This window comes from Sphingopyxis sp., assembly GCF_965279725.1.
Taxonomy (GTDB): Bacteria; Pseudomonadota; Alphaproteobacteria; order Sphingomonadales; family Sphingomonadaceae; genus Sphingopyxis.
In genome coordinates, this window is sequence record NZ_CBDIIL010000001.1 from 440,738 (window position 1) to 462,313 (window position 21,576).

At 64.1% G+C, this 21,576-nt stretch carries 21 protein-coding genes; 5 read left to right on the forward strand and 16 right to left on the reverse strand.

The window, feature by feature from the left end; all coding sequences use genetic code 11:
• Positions 1-7 precede the first annotated feature (7 nt).
• From ACQY6T_RS02135 to ACQY6T_RS02190, 12 genes are all read right to left on the reverse strand, one after another.
• A complete protein-coding gene (locus ACQY6T_RS02135) occupies positions 8-1,246 on the reverse strand; it encodes an FtsW/RodA/SpoVE family cell cycle protein (RefSeq protein ID WP_428627871.1) in 1,239 nt (412 codons plus the stop codon).
• A complete protein-coding gene (gene murD, locus ACQY6T_RS02140; RefSeq protein ID WP_428627874.1) occupies positions 1,243-2,547 on the reverse strand; it encodes a UDP-N-acetylmuramoyl-L-alanine--D-glutamate ligase in 1,305 nt (434 codons plus the stop codon). The genes ACQY6T_RS02135 and murD overlap by 4 nt, the downstream gene beginning before the upstream one ends.
• Complete coding sequence (gene mraY, locus ACQY6T_RS02145) at positions 2,544-3,614, reverse strand: phospho-N-acetylmuramoyl-pentapeptide-transferase (protein ID WP_428627877.1); 1,071 nt, start codon at positions 3,612-3,614, stop codon at positions 2,544-2,546. The genes murD and mraY overlap by 4 nt, the downstream gene beginning before the upstream one ends.
• Positions 3,614-4,990 (reverse strand): UDP-N-acetylmuramoyl-tripeptide--D-alanyl-D-alanine ligase, encoded by a 1,377-nt coding sequence (locus ACQY6T_RS02150; RefSeq protein ID WP_428627879.1) that lies wholly within the window; start codon positions 4,988-4,990, stop codon positions 3,614-3,616. Before ACQY6T_RS02150 ends, mraY begins: the two co-directional genes overlap by 1 nt.
• Positions 4,987-6,426, reverse strand: a complete 1,440-nt coding sequence (locus tag ACQY6T_RS02155; RefSeq protein ID WP_428627882.1) for a UDP-N-acetylmuramoyl-L-alanyl-D-glutamate--2,6-diaminopimelate ligase — start codon at positions 6,424-6,426, stop codon at positions 4,987-4,989. The genes ACQY6T_RS02150 and ACQY6T_RS02155 overlap by 4 nt, the downstream gene beginning before the upstream one ends.
• Complete coding sequence (locus tag ACQY6T_RS02160) at positions 6,426-8,120, reverse strand: peptidoglycan D,D-transpeptidase FtsI family protein (protein WP_428627885.1); 1,695 nt, start codon at positions 8,118-8,120, stop codon at positions 6,426-6,428. The genes ACQY6T_RS02155 and ACQY6T_RS02160 overlap by 1 nt, the downstream gene beginning before the upstream one ends.
• Positions 8,117-8,710: a hypothetical protein gene (locus tag ACQY6T_RS02165; RefSeq protein ID WP_428627887.1), complete on the reverse strand. Its 594-nt coding sequence runs from the start codon at positions 8,708-8,710 to the stop codon at positions 8,117-8,119. The genes ACQY6T_RS02160 and ACQY6T_RS02165 overlap by 4 nt, the downstream gene beginning before the upstream one ends.
• Positions 8,704-9,693, reverse strand: coding sequence for a 16S rRNA (cytosine(1402)-N(4))-methyltransferase RsmH (gene rsmH / locus ACQY6T_RS02170; protein WP_428627890.1), 990 nt, complete (start codon positions 9,691-9,693; stop codon positions 8,704-8,706). The genes ACQY6T_RS02165 and rsmH overlap by 7 nt, the downstream gene beginning before the upstream one ends.
• Entirely contained in the window at positions 9,690-10,190 is a 501-nt protein-coding gene (locus ACQY6T_RS02175) for a division/cell wall cluster transcriptional repressor MraZ (protein WP_428627892.1), read from the reverse strand. Before ACQY6T_RS02175 ends, rsmH begins: the two co-directional genes overlap by 4 nt.
• A 271-nt stretch (positions 10,191-10,461) precedes the next feature.
• Positions 10,462-11,616 carry a Gldg family protein gene (locus ACQY6T_RS02180; protein WP_428627895.1) on the reverse strand — a complete coding sequence of 385 codons (1,155 nt, stop codon included), beginning with the start codon at positions 11,614-11,616 and terminating at the stop codon, positions 10,462-10,464.
• A gap of 5 nt (positions 11,617-11,621) precedes the next feature.
• Positions 11,622-12,017, reverse strand: a complete 396-nt coding sequence (locus tag ACQY6T_RS02185; RefSeq protein ID WP_428627898.1) for a hypothetical protein — start codon at positions 12,015-12,017, stop codon at positions 11,622-11,624.
• A complete protein-coding gene (locus ACQY6T_RS02190; protein ID WP_428627901.1) occupies positions 12,014-13,018 on the reverse strand; it encodes a cysteine synthase A in 1,005 nt (334 codons plus the stop codon). The genes ACQY6T_RS02185 and ACQY6T_RS02190 overlap by 4 nt, the downstream gene beginning before the upstream one ends.
• 229 nt (positions 13,019-13,247) lie before the next feature.
• On the opposite strand from ACQY6T_RS02190, the gene ACQY6T_RS02195 reads away from it, so the two are divergent.
• Entirely contained in the window at positions 13,248-15,290 is a 2,043-nt protein-coding gene (locus ACQY6T_RS02195) for a TonB-dependent receptor (RefSeq protein WP_428627904.1), read from the forward strand.
• 46 nt (positions 15,291-15,336) lie between these two features.
• Here the strand turns inward: ACQY6T_RS02195 and ACQY6T_RS02200 are convergent, their stop codons facing one another.
• From ACQY6T_RS02200 to ACQY6T_RS02215, 4 genes are all read right to left on the reverse strand, one after another.
• A complete protein-coding gene (locus tag ACQY6T_RS02200) occupies positions 15,337-15,876 on the reverse strand; it encodes a hypothetical protein (RefSeq protein WP_428627906.1) in 540 nt (179 codons plus the stop codon).
• 32 nt (positions 15,877-15,908) lie between these two features.
• Positions 15,909-16,652: a 3-oxoacyl-[acyl-carrier-protein] reductase gene (gene fabG / locus ACQY6T_RS02205; protein WP_428627909.1), complete on the reverse strand. Its 744-nt coding sequence runs from the start codon at positions 16,650-16,652 to the stop codon at positions 15,909-15,911.
• 23 nt (positions 16,653-16,675) lie between these two features.
• On the reverse strand, positions 16,676-17,614 hold the full coding sequence (fabD, locus tag ACQY6T_RS02210; RefSeq protein WP_428627911.1) for an ACP S-malonyltransferase: 939 nt from the start codon (positions 17,612-17,614) through the stop codon (positions 16,676-16,678).
• A gap of 106 nt (positions 17,615-17,720) precedes the next feature.
• Positions 17,721-18,548 (reverse strand): LD-carboxypeptidase, encoded by an 828-nt coding sequence (locus tag ACQY6T_RS02215; protein ID WP_428627914.1) that lies wholly within the window; start codon positions 18,546-18,548, stop codon positions 17,721-17,723.
• A 164-nt stretch (positions 18,549-18,712) separates the two neighbouring features.
• On the opposite strand from ACQY6T_RS02215, the gene ACQY6T_RS02220 reads away from it, so the two are divergent.
• The 4 genes from ACQY6T_RS02220 (at position 18,713) to rplI (ending at position 21,497) form a co-directional block, all read left to right on the forward strand.
• Positions 18,713-20,101 (forward strand): Mur ligase family protein, encoded by a 1,389-nt coding sequence (locus ACQY6T_RS02220; protein WP_428627916.1) that lies wholly within the window; start codon positions 18,713-18,715, stop codon positions 20,099-20,101.
• Between the two features lie 156 nt (positions 20,102-20,257).
• On the forward strand, positions 20,258-20,626 hold the full coding sequence (rpsF, locus tag ACQY6T_RS02225) for a 30S ribosomal protein S6 (RefSeq protein WP_428628815.1): 369 nt from the start codon (positions 20,258-20,260) through the stop codon (positions 20,624-20,626).
• An 11-nt stretch (positions 20,627-20,637) separates the two neighbouring features.
• Positions 20,638-20,862 (forward strand): 30S ribosomal protein S18, encoded by a 225-nt coding sequence (gene rpsR, locus ACQY6T_RS02230; protein WP_088440322.1) that lies wholly within the window; start codon positions 20,638-20,640, stop codon positions 20,860-20,862.
• Between the two features lie 14 nt (positions 20,863-20,876).
• The gene (rplI, locus tag ACQY6T_RS02235) at positions 20,877-21,497 is read left to right on the forward strand and encodes a 50S ribosomal protein L9 (RefSeq protein ID WP_428627919.1); all 621 of its coding nucleotides are present in this window, start codon (positions 20,877-20,879) and stop codon (positions 21,495-21,497) included.
• Positions 21,498-21,576: the final 79 nt, after the last annotated feature.

Below are 21,576 nucleotides of genomic sequence, written 5' to 3' on the forward strand. Positions count from 1 at the left end.
CGGGCGGTCATTTCTTGTTCCAGTTGCGGGTCATCGACACGCGCGCCGCATAGGGGTTTCGCCGGGTCAGCGACAAGAGCAAACCCATGCCGATCGATAGGGCGAGGAAGGACGAACCGCCGTAACTGATGAACGGCAACGTCATTCCCTTGGATGGAAAGATCTGGGTGTTCACCGCCATGTTGATCACGGCCTGACCGCCGAATTGCGCGATCAGCGCGGCGACAGCGAGAATCAGAAAGCTGTCTTCTTCGTCGAGCAGGCGCACCAGCACCCGCACGATAATCGCCAGATACAGGATCGCGATCGCGATGCAGGCGATCATCCCGAATTCTTCGCCGATGACCGAGAAAATATAGTCGGTATGCGCCTCGGGCAGCTGGAACTTGGCCAGCCCCGCGCCCGGCCCGGTACCGATCAGCCCACCCGCGGTCAGCGTCGCATGCGCCTTGTCGACCTGAAAACTGTCACCCTCGGCAAACAGCCAGATGTTGATGCGCTGCTGCGCCACCGGATAGAAGAAATACGCGAGCACGATACCGACGACCCCCGTTGCGGCAAGCATCCCCATAATCCGCATCGACAGGCCGGCCACCATGACCAGCACCAGCCAGGTCGCGGCAAAAATAACCGTCTGCCCCAGATCGGGTTGCCCCATCAGCAGCATCGCGATGACCCCGGTGAGGACAAAGCTGAGCGGCACCACAGGCAAGCTCTGATCGTGCAGCCGCAGCGACAGGATCCACGCCAGCGACACCGCGAAAAACGGCTTGAGAAACTCCGATGGCTGAAGCCGGAACACGCCGCTGCCGATCCAGCGCTGGGCGCCGTTTACGGTGGTGCCGAGCAATGGGACGAGGAACAACAGCACCAAGAAGGTGATCGTGCCGTAAATGGCAAAGCGCCGTGCCTGCGCCTTCGGCAGCATCGACACGCCCAGCATCACCGGCACACCAACGAACACCCACATCAACTGGCGATAGAAATAATAGAGCGGGTCGAGCGACGCCGTGCTGGTCGACAGCTTCTGCGCCGCGACCGGCGACGCCGCAGCCACGGCAACTAGCCCGATCGCAACCAGCATCGACACCAGCAGCAAGAGTACCCGGTCAATTTCCCAGAACCACACACCCAACGGCGTGCGGTCGGCGCGGCTGAGCCGAGGCCCCCGGCGCTTGACCGTGCGGGTCGTCGCGATCACCGGCCTTTCGCTCGTGGCGTCCATATTGTCCATTCCCCCGCTCATGCCCCAAGCGCCCGTACTAACCCACGAAAAACATCGCCGCGCTGCTCATAATCTTTGAACTGGTCAAACGACGCGCACGCCGGCGACAGCAAGACGATGTCACCGGGCTTTGCCGCCGCCGCCGCATGAGCCACGGCCGTCGCCATGTCGCCGGCAGGGTCAACCGGCAACGCGTCGCCAATTTCGGCCGCGAAAGACTCCATCGCTTCGCCGATCAGATAGGCTTGCCTGACATGGCCGAACCACGGACGGCATGCCGCCAGCCCATCGCCCTTGGCCTGCCCCCCGGCAATCCAGTGCAAACGCTGGTCCGGCGCCGGCGGAAACGCCGCCAGCGCCGGTGCAGCGGAAGCCGCGTTGGTAGCCTTGCTGTCATTATACCAGCGGACACCCCCGACTTCGCCGACCAATTCCATCCGATGCGGCAGCGACGTATAGGTCGCAAGGCCGCGTTCGATCTGTTCATCGTTCAACCCCAGCACCCGGCACACCGCGATCGCACACACCGCGTTCTGGGCGTTATGCGGACCTTGCAGCGCGGGCCAGCGCGCCTGATCGACCGGGTCGATGTCCTTGCCCGATACGCGGTGCAACCGGTGGTTGATCCGGCTGGCGACCATCTTCGACGGGTCGTCGTCAACTGCAACGATCGCCGTCTGGCCTTGGTGCTGCAATCCGAACAATCGCGCTTTCGACGCCGCATAGCCGGTGAAGCCGTCATAGCGGTCGAGATGATCGGGGCTGAGATTGGTCAGGACCGCAATGTCGCAGGCCAGGCTGTGCGACAGGTCGATCTGGTAACTCGACAGTTCGAGGATATAGACCCCGCCTTCGGGAATGGGATCGCGGCTGAGGATCGGCAGGCCAATGTTGCCGCCCATCAGCGACGGCACCCCGGCGCTTTCCAGCATATGCTGGATCAGCGCGGTCACGGTCGACTTGCCGTTGGTGCCGGTGATGCCGACGACTTTGTGCGGCGGCAGGTCGCCGCGCGCTTCGGCGAACAATTCGACGTCGCCGATCACCGGGACATGCGCCTCGCGCGCGTGCGCCGCGATCGGGTGGCGGTTGAGCGGCACACCCGGCGACACGACGACCCCGGCAAAGCCGATCAGGTCGATTTCCAGCGGATTGCCGATGTCGGCGCCGAGCGCCATAGCATCGTCGCGCGCTTCCTCGCGGTCGTCCCACGCGGTCACGCCGGCGCCGCTGGCAACAAGCGCCTCGACCGTCGCCAATCCCGAGCGCGCCAGTCCGAGCACCGCATAGCGGCGACCGGCAAAGGCGCGCGAGGTGATCACCGGAGTTTCAAGGTCGCGAGTCCCGCGAGCGCGAGAACGATAGAGACAATCCAGAACCGGATGACGACGGTGGATTCGGGCCAGCCCAATTGTTCGAAATGATGGTGGATCGGCGCCATGCGAAACACCCGCTTGCCGGTGCGTTTATACCAGAATACCTGGATGATCACCGACAGCGCCTCGACCACGAACAGCCCGCCGATTATGACGAGCACTAGCTCATGCTGCGCCGTGACCGCGATCGTAGCGAGCGCGCCGCCCAATGCCAGGCTGCCGGTATCGCCCATGAACACGGCGGCGGGCGGCGCGTTGAACCACAGGAAAGCCAGGCACGCTCCGATGATCGCGGCGCCGAAGATGGCAAGCTCACCCGCGCCCGGAACGTGCGGGATACCAAGATATTCGGCGAACTTCACATTGCCCGACAGGTAAACAATGATGAGCATCGCCATGCTGGCAATGATGACCGGGAAGGTTGCAAGGCCATCGAGCCCGTCGGTCAGGTTCACTGCGTTGCCGAAACCGACGATCAGGACCATCGCAAAGACATAATAGAGCGGCCCAAGCTCGAGCACGACGCCGCTGAAAAACGGCAAGTACAGGTCGGTCCCGGTCCGCGAGACAATCAGCATCACCGCGACGCCGGCGATCAAGAACTCGATCAAGAGCCGGACGCGGCCGGGAATCCCCCGGTGGCTGGCCTTGGTCACCTTGTCGAGATCGTCGAGGAAACCGACCGCCGCGAAACCGCCGGTTACGAAAATGCACGCCCAGACGAACCGGTTGGCAAGGTCCATCCAGAGCAGTGCCGAAATCATCAACGAAATCAGGATCATCAGCCCGCCCATCGTCGGCGTGCCCTTTTTGGCGAAATGGCTTTGCGGGCCATCTTCGCGGATCGGCTGGCCCTTCCCCTGCCGCATGCGCAGCATCAGAATGAAGCGCGGGCCGATCCACAGCCCGATGATGAGCGCGGTCGCGACCGCGGCGCCCGAGCGGAAGCTCAGATAGCGAATGAGGTTGAGAACCCCCGGAAAGCCGAGCCATTCCGCCAGCCAGTAAAGCATCAAAATTCCCCGTTGGTCAGCGCTGTCACCAGCTGCGACAGGCCGACGCTGTTCGACCCCTTGATCAGCACCGTGTCACCCGGACGGATCAAGTCGCCCAGTCGCGCTTTGGCGGCCGAATGGTCGGCGACATGCGCGAAATCAATACGGCCCTCAAGCGTCTTTGCCAGCGGCGCCATCTCGTCGCCGACAAGCAGGGCGAATTGCACCCCGGCTGCGACGAGCGGAGACGCGAGGTTAGCGTGATACGTCGCGCCGTCCGGTCCCAGCTCCTTCATCGCGCCCAGAATCGCGATCCGGCGCTCGCCCGATTCGCTGCCAAGCTGGCCAATCGTCGCCGCCATCGAGGCCGGATTCGCATTATAGCTTTCGTCGATCAGCAGGATATGCCCGCCGCCGAACGGGACGCGGTGCCGCGCACCACGCCCGACCAGCCCCGCCATCTCGGCAAAAGCCAGCCCCGCCGCGGGAAGGTCGCCGCCGACGGCTTTGACCGCGGCAAGCACCGCGAGTGAATTGGACACCCAATGCGCGCCCGCCTGCGCGATGGTGAAGCAGAGCAGCGAGTCCTGAACCTGCGCGGTGACGAGCGAGCCGCCGCGTCCATCGGACAGCCAGTCAACCGCCCGCACATCGGCGTCGGCGCCGAGCCCGAAGCTGATGACGTGCGCCGCATGCTGTTCGGCCTTCGCGCGAAGCCGCGCATAATGTGGGCTGTCGAACGGGACGATCGCGGTGCCCCCGGGTTCGAGGCCTTCAAAAATCTCGCCCTTGGCATCGGCGATCGCCGCTTCGCTGCCGAAAAACTCCATATGTGCAGGGGCGATGGTGGTAACGACAGCAACATGCGGGCGCACCATGCGGGTCAGCTCCGCCAGCTCGCCGGCATGGTTCATCCCCATCTCGAACACGCCGAAATCGGCGGTCGAGGGCATCCGTGCCAGGCTGAGCGGGACGCCGACATGGTTGTTATAGCTTTTGACCGAGCGGTGCGCCTTGCCCGGGCGGAAGCGGTCGAGCGCGGCGAACAACGCCTCCTTGGTCCCCGTCTTTCCCGCCGAACCGGTGACTCCGATGATCCGGCCATGGCTGCGCGCGCGCGCAGCGACGCCGAGCGTGTCCAGCGCCGCGGTGCTGTCGGGAACGCGGACGTGCGGATGGTCGATAGCGGTTTCGCAGACGATGCCCACGGCGCCCGCCGCAATCGCCTTATCGATGAATTTATGTCCATCGGTCGCATCGCCGCGCATCGCGATGAACAGGTCGCCGGTCGTGACTTCGCGCGAATCGAAGGCGACGCCGTGCGCGGTAAAATCGGCACTCGCGCTGCCGCCGGTCGCGGCAGCAACGGCGCGCGCGGTCCACAGCGGGTTCATGCCGCGCACTCGCGCACGACCGCGACGTCATCGAACGGAATGACGCGCATCGCGGCACCGCTGCCGACGATCTGCCCCTGTTCATGCCCCTTGCCCGCGATGCAGATGATGTCTTCGGCGCGCGCTTCGGCAATCGCGGCAGCGATGGCGTTGCGACGGTCGCCAATGACCTGCGCGTTCGGCGCGCCTGCCGCAATAGCCGCGCGGATAACCGCTGGATCTTCGCCGCGCGGGTTGTCGTCAGTGATGATCAGCACATCGGCTTTCGCAGCAGCAATACGGCCCATTTCTGGGCGCTTCGCCTGATCGCGGTCGCCGCCGGCGCCGAATACCAGGATCAGCCGTCCGGCTGCATGCGGGCGCAGCGCGTCGAGCGCGGCCTCGATGGCATCGGGGGTATGGGCATAATCGACATAGACGGGAGCGTCCGCCTTGGTGATGGCCGCACGCTCAAGCCGCCCGCGCACCGGCTGGAGCCGCGCGAGATTGCCCAGCGTCTGCGCCACATCGCCGCCGGTGGCGATGACGAGCCCCGCCGATACCAGCGCATTGGCGACCTGATAGGCACCGATCAGCGGCAGATCGACCTTTTGGGTCACATCGCCCGCGGCGATGACGAGCGACTGGCCCAGCTGGGTCGGTTCGCGGGAAAGAAGGCGGAGGTCCGCACCGGTGGCCCCGACAGTCATCACCCGAAGCCCCCGCGCGGCTGCCGCATCGACGACCGCCGCAGAATGCAGATCGTCGTTCCATACGACCACTGCACCGGCTTGTTCGACAACCTCTTTGAACAGCCGAAGCTTGGCATCGAAATATGCCGCCATCGTGCCATGATAATCGAGATGGTCGTGGCTGAGGTTGGTGAACGCAGCCGCCTTCACAGGCAAACCCTCGGTGCGATATTGATCGAGACCGTGACTCGATGCCTCGAACGCCGCGTGGGTCACGCCCTCGACCGCCAGCCCCGACATATTGCTGAGAAAGGTGACAATGTCGGGCGTCGTCAGCCCTGTCGAGGCGCTGTCGTTCGACGTCGTGATGCCAAGCGTACCGATCGACGCAGCGTGAAAGCCCGCCATCCGCCAAAGCTGGCGCGTCATTTCGACGGTCGACGTCTTGCCATTGGTCCCGGTCACCGCAACGCAGGTCGCGGGAAAACGGTGGAAATAGCTTGCGGCAATATGTGCGAAGGCGCGGCGCGGATTGGCATCGGCGATATGGACGGCGCCCGCGACGGGCGCTTCGGGACGCGCGACCACCGCGATGGCGCCCGCTTCGACCGCGTCGGGAATGAAGTCTTCGCCGTTGAATTTTTCACCGATGAACGCGCCAAATATCGTGCCCGGCGCGACCTTGCGATGATCGATGGCAAGCCCGGTGACGACCGGATCGTCGCCCACCAACCCAGTGTCATCGATCAGCGCGGAGAGGCGCATTATTCGGATTCCCCGTTTCTCCAGAGCAACGGGGTGAGTTCGGAGACGTCGACGTCGCGGCTTTCATCGGGGAAAACCCCGAGCATCGGGCCGGCGCGGGTCACGACCTTGCGAACCACCGGCGCCGCGGTCCAGCCGGCGGTGCGCTGACCGGAGCTGAAGGCATTGCCCTTCGGCTCGTCGATCATCACCAGGATGACATAGCGCGGATTATCCATCGGGAAAGCGGCGGCAAAGGTCGCCACGACCGAGCTGCGGCGATAGCCCCCGGCGCCCGGCTTTTCGGCGCTGCCGGTCTTGCCGCCGACCCGAAACCCCGGTGCTTCGGCCTGCTTGCCCGTGCCGTCGGACACGATCAGGCGGAGCAGCTGGCGCATCCGTGCGCTGGTCGCCGCCTTGAACACGCGGCGGCCCTTTGGCGGTGCCTGATCGCCCAGTTTGGTGATGGTCGCTGGGCGATAAATGCCGCCGTTGACCAGCGCGGCATAGGCGCTGGCCAGATGCAGCGGCGTTACAGCAATGCCGTGGCCATAGCCGGTGGTCATTGTCGTCAGCCGGCCCCAATGCTTGGGCCATAGCGGAAAGGCGCGTTCTTTCAGATCGATCTGTGGTCGGCCGTCGAATTCCAGGCTGCGGAACATCGCTTCCATCTTTTCGCGACCCAGTTCGTCGGCGATGCGCGCCGTGACGATATTCGAGCTGTGGATCAGCGTTTCCGGGACGTTCAGCCAGCGCCCCGACGAATGAAGATCGCGGATCTTGTAACCGGCGATCGCCAACGGCTGGCTTGCGTCATACCGGCGCGCCATGCTGGTCACGGTGCCGGCGTCGATCGCCGCGGCGATCGTCAGCGGTTTGAACGTCGAGCCCAGTTCGTACAGATTATGCGTCACCGCATTGCGGCGCGCCGCCATATTTTCCGGCAGCAGCTTGTTTGGGTTGTAGGTCGGCAGCGATGTCATTGCGGCGATTTCGCCGGTGTGGACGTCGAGGATGATCCCGGCGCCGCCCAGCGCCTCAAGGTTCGCAACCGCCGAACCCAGTTCGCTTTCCAGCACCCCCTGAACGCGCGCATCGATCGACAGCGCCAGCGGATCGCCGCGCGTCGCCTTGTCGATCAGGCGGCCGTCATACGCGCCTTCGACGCCGGTGACGCCATGCCCGGCAGCGTCGGTAAAGCCCAGCACATGCGCGGCCAGCGACAGCTGGGGATAGAGCCGTTCCTTTTCACGCGGAAAGTCGAAACCGACGTCGCCGATCGCGTTCACCGCCGCGACCTGATCGGGCAACGCGCGGCGGCGGATATAGGTCGGACGGGGGCCGCTGACTTTCGCCAGCAGCTCGGCGCGCGACATGTCAGGGAAAATCTTGTGCAGCTCGTCGGCCAGATATTGGCGATTGTTGAGCAGTTTGGCCGGAACGACGCGGATCGAATAGCCATCGATCGTCCGCGCCAGCGGAATGCCGTTGCGGTCCACGATATCGGCGCGCGCCGGAAGAAAGGCGGTCGACGCCGAACCATTGCGCGACGCGGTGTCGAACATCGCGAAATAAAGCAGCCGCATCGACACCATAAAAAATGCCGCCATGAACAGCAGCATCAGGATCATCAGACGCTGCTGCGCGGTCAGCAATATTTGCTGCCGCACCCCCGCGGTGCGCACCCGGGTCGGACGGACGACCAGCGTGTTCATCGGCCGGGCTTGCTTCCCGCGGCTTCGGCAGCGGCAGCGCGCTTGAGATCGGCGAGCGTCGATTCGGCGAGCAGCTGGTCCTCGATCATCTTCAATTGTTCGCGCCGACGGGTCGGCGCCAGTCGCGGCGTCACGTCGCTGCGGACGGCCGAGTCAGCCTGCGCCAATATGATCGGCTTAGCCGCAGCAGGCTTTTTCGCGACCGGGCTTTCCTTGGACGCAGCGGGGACGGCGACCGGCGACACCATCGCCATCAATACTGGCGCCACCTCGTTGGCCCCGCGGGCACGCGGCAGACGGTCGAGCGAGGCGAGCTGGCGTTCGCTGGAAAGATACTGGTCGGCGGCGGGCGCCGAATAGCCGAAGGTATCGGCATTCCATTGTTCGAGCTGACGCATCGAAGCGCGCACCGCGAGTTCCGATTCCAGATAGCGAATATTGTCGCGGGTCCGATCGATCTGCTTTTCGATGCGGGTCAGTTCGCTGCGCGTCGCCGCGACCTTCAGCGACACCGGGTAAAGCATCATCGCGAAGATCAGCACGAGCAGGACCAGTCCGATCCCCTGAAGCTTGCGCGCCGCCATCAACATGAGATCGCCTCCTTCATCGAATGATCTGGCCAGGCGGGCGCCGCAGTGCGCACGGCACTACGCAGCGTTGCCGACCGAGCGCGCGGGTTGCGGGCCTCTTCCGCTTTACCCGGTCGCACTTTGCGCGCCGGGGTCTGGAAGGATGGCGCATCGGCAGCGGCCGCGGCGGCCGGCCGATGGCGCGATCCGCCGGCGTCGCCGCCGCTGCGTTCGCGCAGAAAGTTCTTCACGATCCGGTCCTCGGTGCTGTGAAAGCTGACGACCGCAAGGCGGCCACCGGGACGCAGCAGCCGCTCGGCGGCGGCCAAACCCGCGACCAACTCGTCGAGTTCGGAATTGATGTGGATGCGGATCGCCTGAAAGCTTTTGGTCGACGGATCCTTCGGCGCGCCGGGCGGATGGCGCAGCGCCTTGCGGATCACGGTCGCCAGCTCGCCGGTGCGGCTGAGCGGGCGTGCGGCGACGATCGCGCGCGCGACGCGGCGCGACTGACGCTCGTCACCATAATGAAACAGCACGTCGGCAATCTCGGTCTCGTCGGCGCGGTTTAGCCATTCGGCGGCGCTTTCGCCGTCTTGCGCCATCCGCATGTCGAGCGGACCGTCTTTCTGGAACGAAAAGCCACGCTCGCCCTGGTCGAGTTGCATCGACGACACGCCAATGTCGAAGGTGATGCCGTCGACCGCATCGATCCCGCGCTCGGCGAGCAGCCGGTCGATTTCGCCGAAGCGGCCATGGATCAAGGTGAGCTTGCCGCCCGCGTCCTCGACCAGCGCCTGACCGTCGGCGATCGCATCGGGATCGCGGTCGCAGGCAATGACGTCGGCGCCCGCAGCGAGCATCGCGCGGGTGTAGCCGCCGGCGCCGAAGGTCGCGTCAACGTGACGTTCACCGGGCGCGATCGCGAGGGCGGCAATCACTTCGTCGCGCAGGACGGGATCGTGGCGGGGATCCCTAGGCGCTTGGTGGGAAAGGTCGCTCATTTGCGCCCCTTCCCTTTTGTCGCATCCCAGGACGCGGCGAGACGCTGCAGCACCGGGTCAGCTTCGGCGCATTCGGCAAGCGTCGGCAGCCACCAGATTTCGAAGCGGCGGCCCGACCCGACGAAAGCGGTCGCCCCGGCGTCGCCGACACGGTCGCGGTGGGTAAAGCTGGGCAGGAAACGTCCGCTGTCGTCGAGCGTGTATGGCTCGGTGTAGCTGAAACGTTTTTTGAACTCGACATCCTCATCGAAGTCGAGGTTCCGGGAGCGCGCCGTTTCGCGCTCGCGCTCGATCTCGCCATTCAAACGATCATATTGATCCTGACCGTAAGCGACCAGGCAGGGCAGCTTTTCGTGAAAGCCGACCCAAAGCACGCGCTGACCGTCCGCAATGAGGGGCACATTGTTGCGGAACTGAGAGGGGACGGCGATCCGCCCTTTGCCATCGATCGCGGCGAAACTGGTGCCTGCATACTGGCCGGGCGTCACAATCGCCATCGCTCTGCCCCCTATGCGCCACCCGGCAATACTTTCCTGGCCCCGGAATCGCATGATTCCAGCTCGTTCGGCGTCGGTGGAGATTGCCCCTCTCCGATTCCTGACTATCAACTATAGAGTGGGGTGAAAAGGGGTAATTTAGGGTGAAATAGGGAATCTAGCCCCTATTAATCGCAAAATGCCCAAATAGATGATCGAAATGCGACGTCTATGGGTCAACTTAGTCGAAGGGCGCGACTCGATCGGGGCAAAATGGGGTGAAAAGGGCATCTCAGTCAGCGCGAACGCGAATCCACGACGGATTCAGCGGCGCGACTCCGGCGCCGGGCCACAGTCGCGCCGACAGCCATTCCATCGTATCCGCCCGGCGAAGATGATCGGCGCCGGGTACGGTCGGTGACCATAAGGGCGCAAACAGCAGGTCGGCATCGCCGACCAGCCAGGCTTCGCCGGCGCCAATCCGGCAGCGCGCGACGCGGCGATCGGCAAAGGAACGGCACATCGGCGGCAGACGATCGAACCGGCCCGCGCTCGACAAGCGCAGGCGCGAGCGATCGACATCGGCCACTTGCACATTATGGCCGTCGGTCGGCGCGGCGCCAAGCGTTACCCCCCAATGATCGAGCAGCGGCGTGAGCAAACTGGTGATCGGGGGATTGCGCGGATCGCCGAGCGGGTGGCGCGCCGGCCAGCCCGACAGCGCATCGGCCAGCACCACCGCGGTGCCGCCGCCGCGAACAAACGCATCGATCGCAACCAGTTCCTGCGGCGCCAGCGCGCGCGGGTGTGCGATCAAAAGCGTGCCGCCGGGCGGCGGCACATGATCGACCAGACTATCGACCAGCGAAATCGGCCCCATGGCCTCGATCGCGATCAGCGCCGGATCATCCTCCGCCTCATCGGCGATGATCGCAGCGATGTCGGCACGTCCCGACCAGCGCAGCGGCAGACCGGTCAACATCGTCGCCGCGGGAGCATCGGTCGAGGCAGCCGAAGGATGATAGAGCCGCGCGAGGAGCACATGTCCCGCCGCGAACCACCCGATTGCCAGCATCAGTCCGGCAAGCCACGGCAGCAACATCGCCCGCGACCGCCATTGCACGATCCGGTCGGCAACAAATCCCGCCACCGCGCCCGCGACCAGCACGAGCGCCAATTGGCCGAATGCTGCCGATCCTGCCAGAAGGATTGCAAGCAGCGTCTGGGCTACTGCCAAACCGATAAGCGCAAGGACAAATGTGCGCCGCCGCAGCGCGGCCCCGTCGCCCCGATGCCAGTACGCCAAAAGCAACATCGGCGGCGCAAGGATCGGGACTGCAAGCGCCGGGTCGATGCGGCCGAGCAGCGCCTGTCCGCCGCCGACCCAAGCCAGCAGCGCGACGAGCGCAGCAATCAAAACGGCGCGCACCAAAGGGCGGCGCAGCAAATGCGTCACGGGGTCGATTTGCGCGCCCGTTGCAATGCGGGGTCGGGTTCCAGATCGGGTACGGTCGCGGGCGACGGCGCCGCCTGCGGCACCTTCACCGTCGTCTCGGCATTTTCGTCCTTCGCCGACGGCGATACCGGTTGGACGCCCAATTCTTCCAGCGGCGCGCCGCTACCCTGCTCGTCGCCCGGCATCTTGACCTCGGCGGTGGCAGCAGGATCGCCGGCCGAATTTTCGCGCGCCCGGTCGCCGATCAGCCCCGCCATGCCAACGAGCAACAGCACCGTCAGCACCCCGGCAATGCCGATCTGAAGCCGTCGCATCGTGTCATTAACGGGCAATGCGGCAGGCGGCGTCGGGACCTTCGCTGCTGCGCTATTGTCGATCCGCATGTCCCTCATGCCCCCATTCCCTTTAGCGTCCCTTTTGGCATCTCCGCCAAGCCCTTGCTCGCCAGCCATTCGGGGTTGAAGAGTGTCGAAAGATAGCGAAACCCGCTATCGCACAGGATCGTTGCAATACGTGTGCCCGGGCCCAATTGCCGCGCAAGCGCCATCGCGCCAGCGACATTGATGCCCGACGACAGGCCCAGACACAGTCCCTCTTCGTCGAGCAACTGCCGCACGATCGCCAGGCCTTCGGCGTCCGAAATGCGAAACTGCGTGTCAATTGGCGCGCCATCGAGATTGGCGGTGATGCGGTTCTGGCCGATCCCTTCGGCCACGCTACTGCCCTCGGCCTTCAACTCGCCGCACTGATAATAATTATACAGCCCCGCACCATGCGGGTCGGTCAGCGCGATGACGATGTCGGGGTTATGCGCCTTCAGGCCCAGCCCGGTTCCCGCGATCGTGCCGCCCGTGCCTGCGGCGCAGGTGAAGCCGTCGATACGGCCGCCCATCTGTTCCCAGATTTCCTCGGCGGTGCCGTACACATGCGATTTGCGGTTGGCGATATTGTCGAACTGGTTGGCCCAGATCGCATTTTCGGTTTCCTCGGCGATGCGGCGCGAGGTGTGGACGAAATGGCCGGGATTGGCGAAAGGCGCGGGCGGGACGAGCACCAGTTCGGCGCCGAGCGCCCGGATTGTCGCCATTTTCTCGGCGCTCTGGTTGTCGGGCATGACAATGATCGTCTTGTACCCCAACGCATTGCCGACGAGCGCAAGCCCGATGCCGGTGTTGCCCGCGGTCCCCTCCACAATCGTGCCGCCAGGTTTCAGGCTGCCGTTCGCTTCGGCGTCGCGGACGATATAGAGCGCGGCGCGATCCTTCACCGATCCGCCGGGGTTGGCATATTCGCACTTGCCCCAGATTTCGCAGCCGGTGGCTTCGCTCGGCCCCTTAAGCAGCACCAGCGGCGTGTTGCCGATGAGTTCGAGGCTGTTTGCAGCAATAGTCATGCGCTTGATCTAGGGCTCCGCCCCCGGCCTCGCAAGACAGCTTCGCTTGCTCAGCGCATGATCGGCCTTTGTCGACCAACGGGCGTCGCCATCCGACGAACGGTCGCGCCCGCCCGGCCTCGGGGGTTGTCATTGTAACAGTATATCATTACTGGACCCATCCAGGTCGTCATAGAACAGGACTCTTCCCCATATGCGTTTGCTTTGCTCCGCCGGTTTCACCTTCGCGATGTTTCTCGCCGCCCCCGCCTTTGCGCAAGACACGGCGCCACAAACTGGCGACGACGATTATCACACCGACCAGCCCATTGTTGTGACCGCACCTTTTGTTCGCAGCCTCGACATCCTCGGCAATGTGTCGGTGATGGAGGGTGAGCAGCTGGCGCAGGATATTCGCGGCCAGATCGGTGACAGCCTGACGCGCCTGCCCGGCGTGTCGACAAGCAGCTTTTCGCCCGGCGCCTCGCGCCCGATCCTGCGCGGCTTTTCGGGTGAACGGGTGAGCGTGCTCGTCGACGGGCTTGGCGCCATCGACGCTTCGTCGACCTCGGCCGACCATGGTGTCAGCATCGATCCGCTGACCGCCGAACGCATCGAAGTGCTGCGCGGCCCATCGGTGCTGCTGTTCAGCAGCCAGGCCATCGGCGGCGCCGTCAACGTTTTCGACCGCCGCATCCCGCGCAGCATTCCCGAAGAGCCCCTCCATGTCGACGCGCTCGCCAGCTATGGTAGCGCCGCCGAAGACAAGAGCGTGGGCGCCTCGATCGACTTACCCCTGGGCCAACAGTTCGTCGTCCATGTCGATGGCAACTACCGCGATTCAAACGACGTCCGCGCAGGCGGTCTCATCTACGCCGAACCGCTGCGCCAGCGCTTGCTCGGCCTCGCCTCTGATGCCGCCGCGGACGGTGACACCGACGAAGCGTCGCGTCTGACCGGCGCCGCGAACAGCCGCGGCCGTATTCCCAACAGCGCAAGCACAAGCACCAGCGCCGGGGTCGGCGCCGCCTACATCAACGATGGCGGAATGCTTGGCCTGTCGTTCGGCTATCTCGAAAGCGATTACGGCATCCCGCCGCGCGCCGATCTGGGCGAAGAGCCGACAATTTCGTCGCGCCAATATCGCGTCGACCTGCGCGGCGAGGTCGAGCTGGGCGACGGTTTGTTCGAAAAACTGCGCATCCGCGGCGCCTATGGCGACTATGCCCATACCGAGTTCGACGATGGCGTCCCCGGCACGACCTTCCTCAACAAGGGCATCGAGTTCCGCACCGAGCTGGCCCAGAACGACCGCGGCGGATGGCGCGGCGCAAGCGGCCTGCAGTACAGCTTCCGCGATTTCGCCGCGATCGGCGACGAAGCCTTTCTGCCGCCCAACGAAACCACCCGCCTGGCCGCCTTCACGCTGCAGGAAAAGGAAATGGGGCCGGTCACCCTCGAAGGCGCGCTGCGCTATGAAAAGAGCAATGTGAAGGCAAGCAGCACCGGTTTCGACCGGACGTTCAATGCCTTGTCGGGCGCCGGCGGATTCAGCTATGCGCTGGCCGATGGCATCAAGGCGGCCGTGTCGGTTTCGCACAGCGAGCGCGCGCCTTCGGCCGAAGAGCTACTGTCGGACGGTCCGCATGCCGCCACGCAGACGTTCGAGCGCGGCAACCCCGATTTCGACAAGGAAACGAGCTGGGGCACCGAAGCCTCGCTTAAGTTCAACCGCGACGGATATTCACTGGCACTGACCGGCTATGCGAGCTGGTTCGACGGCTTCATCTATGAAAGCGACACCGGGTTGATCGAGGACGATCTGCCGCTGTTCCAGTTCCTGCAGAACAAGGCGCGCACCTGGGGTTTCGAATTCGAAGCTGCAGCGCCGATCGCCCAGATCGGCGGTTTCAACGTCGTCGGCGACGTCACCGCCGACATGACGCGCGCGAAAATTAAAAGCAGCGGCACCGATCAGAATGTCCCGCGCATCCCGCCGCTGCGCATATTGGGCGGGCTCGAGGCGCAGGGCGAACGGATCGATGCGCGCGCCGAGGTCGAATGGACCGACGCTCAGGACCGCGTTGCGACGTTCGAGACGCCAACGAAGGGCTTTACGTTAGTCAACGCTTCGCTGACCTGGCGCCCACTGCCCGACACTAAAAATCTGTCGCTGACACTCGCCGCGAATAACATCTTCGACGTCGATGCGCGGCGCCATGCCAGCTTTACCAAGGACTATGTGCCACTCGCGGGTCGCGACATCCGGGTTACCGCGCGCGCGAGTTTTTGATTTCGGTAAAACCCCTCCCCTTCAAGGGAGGGGTTTTCCGCGTTGGTCAGAACGGCAGCTGCGCGCGCTTATTCCAATAGATCGACGTCGCCGCGGCATAAGCGCCGACTTTTTCCCATGCTGCGTTATCGACCTTTTCGATGTCGACCCCGCTGTCGATGTAGGCTTGGACGATCGCCATGATCTGGTCGTCATTCATCTCGCCGGTCAAATCGGGGTTCGCCCCTTTGGGACCGAAATCGAGCGCTTTGTCGACGATCGCCGCCGACAGGTTGAGCTTGGCGATGTCGCCGATCAGCCATTCGCGCGAAATACGCGCCAGGCTATAATCAAAATAGGTGGATTTTTGACCGTCCGCAATTCCATGCTTTGCGACGCAACCGTCAGATATCGTCGCCAGCTGCTTGAACAGCGCATCGCGCGACGCATCGTCGCCGGCCCCTGCCATCGCGGCACCGATCGACGCTTTTAACGTCGTGCTGGTGTCGTTGGTCACACAATCGAACTTGGCGCCTTCCTGCGCCGACACGGCACCCGGCAGCGTCGCCAATGCAAGAGCGACCCCCGCCAACAAACCCTTAACCATGCACGAATCCCTTCACCCTCGTAACTCGACCCTCAGGACAGCATGGCCATCCCGCCATTAACATGCAATGTCTGACCAGTGACATATCCGGCCTCTTTCGACGCCAGATAGACGACCGCCGCGGCGATATCGCTGCCCTCGCCCATCCGCCCCGCCGGGATGCGCTGGTTGAGCGCTTCCTTCTGCGCATCAGGCAGATCGTCGGTCATAGCCGTCGCGATAAAGCCGGGTGCGACGCAGTTGGCGGTGACGCCGCGGCTCGCCAATTCCTGCGCCAGCGCCTTGGTCAGGCCGGTGACCCCCGCTTTCGACGCGGCATAGTTGGCCTGCCCAGGATTGCCCGTCGCGCCGACGACGCTGGTGATCGAGATGATGCGGCCGAAGCGTGCCTTCATCATCGGCTTGGCGGCAGCGCGCGCAAGGCGGAAATTCGCCTCCAGGTTGATGCGGATGACATCCAGCCACTCGTCGTCTTTCATCCGCATGATCAGATTGTCGCGCGTGACCCCGGCATTGTTGACGAGGATGTCGAGCTTGCCGCCCAGCGCCTCGAGCGCAGCCGGAACGAGCGCATCGACCGCGGCAGCATCGCCCAGATTGCACGGCAGCGCGACATGATCGCCGCCCAGCGTGTCGCGAAACGCGGCCAGCTTGTCGGCATTGGAGCCCGAAACCGCAAGCCGCGCCCCCTGCGCCGCCAGCGCCTGCGCGATGGCCGAACCGATGCCGCCGCTGGCGCCGGTAACAAGGGCGGTCATGCCGGTGAGATCGAACATTCTAATTCTCCTGAATTTCTGACTTACAGCGCTTTGAGCAGCGCCTCGATATCATCCATCGAAATGACGCTGACCGTCTCGACTTCGCCCGATGCGCTCCGCTTGACCATCGGCGACAACACCTTGCCGCCGAATTCGACGAAATGCGTGACGCCGATATCTTCCATCGCGCCGACGCTTTCGCGCCAGCGGACGCGACCGGTGACTTGCTGGACCAGCAGGTCGCGGATGCTGTCGGGGTCGCTCACCGGGCTCGCCGTGACGTTGGCGATCACGGGAACCAGCGGCGCGGCGGGCGGATTTGTGCCGAGCGCTTCGGCCATCGCGTCGGCGGCGGGCTGCATCAGCGGGCAGTGGAACGGAGCCGACACCGGCAGCAGAAGCCCGCGCTTGATCCCATAATCCTTGACCAGCGCCACCGCGCGCTCAACCGCGCCCTTGTGACCCGAGATCACGACCTGCGACGGATCATTATCGTTGGCGACGGTGCAGATTTCGCCTTCGGCCGCCGCATCGGCAAGCTTCTGTGCGGTCGCGATATCGGCGCCGAGCAGCGCCGCCATCGCGCCGATGCCGACCGGCACCGCCGCCTGCATCGCCTGCCCGCGCGTCTTGAGCAGCCGCGCCGTCGTCGCGAGGTCGAAGGCACCTGCGGCGCACAGCGCACTATATTCGCCTAGGCTGTGGCCGGCGACATAATCGGCCTTGGCAGACAGCGTCACGCCGCCTTCCTTTTCGAGTACGCGCAGCGTCGCGATGGCGTTCGCCATGATCGCCGGCTGCGCATTTTCGGTAAGGACCAGCTGGTCCTCCGGGCCTTCGCTCATCAGCTGAAACAGCTTTTGGCCGAGCGCGTCGTCGACCTCCTGGAACACTTCGCGCGCCACTGGCGATGCATCGGCGAGCGCCTTGCCCATGCCGACCGCCTGGCTACCCTGACCCGGAAAGATGAATGCGCGCATGATGAATTCCTTGTCGTCATCCCAGCATAAGCTGGGATCGGTTGCGTCCTAACTCCAGCGATCTCAGCTCACGCTGGGATGACGGAAAGATGCCGCGCCTATTCCCTCACCCGGCGCGATGCAAGCCGAAGGGGACGACCATGTTGTCCGCATCATGCCCAATGTCGGCGCGGCCGAGCCACGGAATGTTGCAACGCGCGCACCAGTCCTGCGCGATCTCCTCGGCCTCCATCCCGAACGGCCGGTCGTTTTCGCGAACGTCGCCGACCCGGCCGAGCCGCAGGCCGGCGAGCCCGCGCGGACCAAGATAGCTCGCGACATGAAAGAAAGCGCGGTCGAAGGCATAAAGATATTCGCTGACCTCCTCGACCAGCAGCACATGCCCCGCCAGATCGGGTTCGAGCGGGGTTCCGAGCAGCATCGACAGCGTCATCAGGTTGAATGCCGCATGCCGCGCGCCATGCTGCAATTCAGGCTCGCACGCCCCCGGATCGCGCGCGACCAGCCAGTCGAGCGCGCGCAGCACCGCCGCATCGCCGCCCTCGCGCCGGATGTCGGCGACCATCGGGCCGTGCGCGACATGATCGAACCCCTCGCGATAGAGCGCGCCGAGCAGATTGCCTTGGTCCGAATAGCCGAGGAACGCCTTGCGCCGCGCGACATCGGTCATCGCGGCAACCGCATCCTCGGCAATCCGGCACGCGCCATAACCGCCGCGAGCAAACCAGATCGCGTCGATGTCGGGGCGGTTTGCCATCTCGACCAACGCCGCGAAACGATGGCCATCCTCGCCCGCGAAATGGCCATGCTTTGCGAAGCATTGCGGGTCGAAGATCAGTTCGACGTCGGGATAGCCCAGACTGGCGAGCGCGCGCACCGCCTCGGCATCGTCGGGCAGGATCGCGGTAGAGGGGGCGACTATTCCGATGCGCATTAAAGGTCTTTCTTATCCGTCATCCCGGGCTTGACCCGGGACCTGCCTTTTTCTTCTTCAAGACAAGGCAGGCCCCGGATCCAGTCCGGGGTGACGATTGGGGAACGGTGGCGCCTGTTCTGTTCTCATTTGCAAACCCTTCATCAAAGCCATATCGCGCCGCGATGGCCGAAAACAAATCCTATTTCTTCTGCGGCATCGGCGGGTCGGGCATGTTGCCGCTCGCAATGATCGTCTCGGCGCGCGGCGCCAGCGTTGCGGGATCGGACCGCAGCCGTGACCAAGGCCGTTCGCCCGAGAAATTCGCGTGGCTCGAAAGCCAGGGCGTTGCCTTTTTCCCGCAGGACGGCAGCGGGCCAAAAACGGGCCAGATTCTTGTCGCCTCGGCAGCGGTAGAGGATAGCGTTCCGGACATCGCCGCCGCCAAGGCGCTCAGTCTCGCCCGGATGACGCGCGCCGACCTTAACGCCGCACTGTTCAACGCCGCCGACAAGGCAATTGGCGTCGGCGGGACAAGCGGCAAATCGACCGTGACAGGTATGATCGGCTGGATCCTCGATCGTACAGGCCACAAGCCGACAGTGATGAACGGCGCGGTGATGCGCAACTTCGCCCATGCCGACCTGCCCTTTGCCAGCGCGTTGATCGGCGACGAAGCCGTCTATGTCAGCGAAGTTGACGAAAGCGATGGATCGATCGCGCTCTATCGCCCGGACGTCGCGGTCGTCACCAACATCAGCCTCGATCACAAGACCTTGGAAGAGCTGCACACGCTGTTCGGCGCTTTTGTCGCCAAGGCACGGATTGCGGTGATCAACGCCGACGATCCTGAATCGGCAGCGCTGTTCAATGCCGACAATAATCTGCGTTTCGGGTTTGGCGACGGCGCGGCGTTGCGCGGCAGCGATTTTGAAGCGCTCGCCGACGGGTGCCGTTTCAAGGTCCATTTCCTCGCGAACACGCACGATGTTCGGTTGCGGATGCCCGGTCGTCATAATGCGATGAACGCGCTCGCGGCGATTGCGGCGGCGAGGTCGATCAATATTTCCGTCGCCGATTCTGTTGCCGCGCTGGCCAATTTCGCCGGCCTTGCCCGCCGCTACGAGGTGCTTGGTCAGGCAAGCGGCGTCACCGTCATCGACGATTTTGCGCACAATCCGGACAAGGTCGCCGCGACCCTCGCTGCCGTTGCGGAACTTCCCGGCCGCGCGTTGTTGTTCTTCCAGCCGCACGGCTATGGCCCGCTGCGTCAAATGGGCAAGGAACTCGCGGCCAGCTTTGCCGCAGGCATGCGCGCCGATGACAGGCTGTTCGTCTGCGATCCCGTCTATTTCGGCGGCACCGTCGATCGCAGCATCGGCAGCGAGGCGCTGGTCGCCGATATCGTCGCCGGCGGCGGCGATGCGGTGCATATGACCACTCGCGCCAACTGCGGCGCGGCGATGCTTGATGCGGCAAGGTCCGGCGACCGCATCCTGATCCTAGGTGCCCGCGACGACACCCTCACCGAATTCGGGCGCGAACTGCTGGAAAAGCTGGCCTCGAGCGCTTGATTTCCGCCCGCGAATCTGTATAGGCCGCCGCATCGGGGCGAGGCCGTGTGCCATCGCCCCGTTTGCTTTGCACCGATTCGCAAGGCGAGACGACAGCCGGAGGGGGTTCGCGATTGGCGCGAAACCAGCGATCGGCCAAATCGAAGGAAGCGCACCATGCCGTTCTACGAGCATGTTTTTATCGCGCGTCAGGACCTGAGCCAGGCTCAGGTCGACGCGCTGGCGGAAACCGTCACCAACGTCATCACCGAATATAAGGGTGAGGTCCACAAGACCGAAACCTGGGGCCTGAAGCAGCTCGCCTACAAGATCCAGAAGAACCGCAAGGGTCATTATGTGATGTTGTCGGCTGAAGTCGCAGGCGAAGCCATTGCCGAGATCGAGCGTCAGGCTGCGATCAGCGAAGACATCATTCGCTGGATGACCATCAAGGTCGACGAACTCGAAAAAGGTCCGTCCGTCATGATGCGCAAGCAGGAACGTCGGGGCGGCCGTGGCGGTCGTGACCGCGACGGCGAAGAATAAGGAACGATACCATGGCACGACCCTTTTTCCGCCGCCGCAAGACCTGCCCCTTCACTGCGAAGGACGCACCGGTCATCGATTACAAGGACGTCCGTCTGCTCCAGGGTTACCTGTCGGAGCGTGGCAAGATCGTCCCGTCGCGGATTACCGCGGTGTCCGCCAAAAAGCAGCGTGAGCTGGCAAAAGCGATCAAACGCTCGCGCCACATCGGCCTGCTCCCCTATATTGTGAAGTAAGGAGGGCTGGTCTGATGGAAATCATTCTGCTCGAACGCGTCGAGAAACTGGGCGGCATCGGCGATGTCGTCAACGTCAAGAACGGCTTTGCCCGCAACTATCTGTTGCCCAACAACAAGGCACTGCGCGCGAACGACGCCAACCGCAAGCTGTTCGAAACGAACCGCGCCAAGATCGAAGCCGACAATGCGGACCGCCGCGGCGAGGCCGAGGTTCGCGCCAAGGATATCGACGGCAAGCAGATCGTTCTGATCCGCCAGGCATCGAACACCGGCCAGCTTTATGGTTCGGTTTCGGTTCGTGACATCGTCGACGCGCTCATCGAAGATGGCGTCGAAGGTCTCGGCAAGTCGATGGTCGAACTCGAACGCCCGATCAAGTCGCTCGGCCTGGTCGACGTCAAGGTCAAGCTGCACCCCGAAGTCATCGTGTCGGTCGGCGTCAACGTCGCTCGCTCGCCCGATGAAGCCGAGATGCAGAAGCAGGGCATCGACGTCATCGCCGCGATGTTCGAGGAAGAACAGGCCGAGGCTGTTGCCACGGCGTTGGAACCCGACAGCGAAGACGAGTTCGAAGACGCGACCCCGCCTTCGGAACGGACCGAAGACGCTGGCGACGAAGCCGAAGAAGCTTAAGAGCCTTCCGGCGAATGCCTTTTGAAAGGGCCGCGTTTCCAGATGGAAACGCGGCCCTTTTGCTTTGGGATTGTGACGC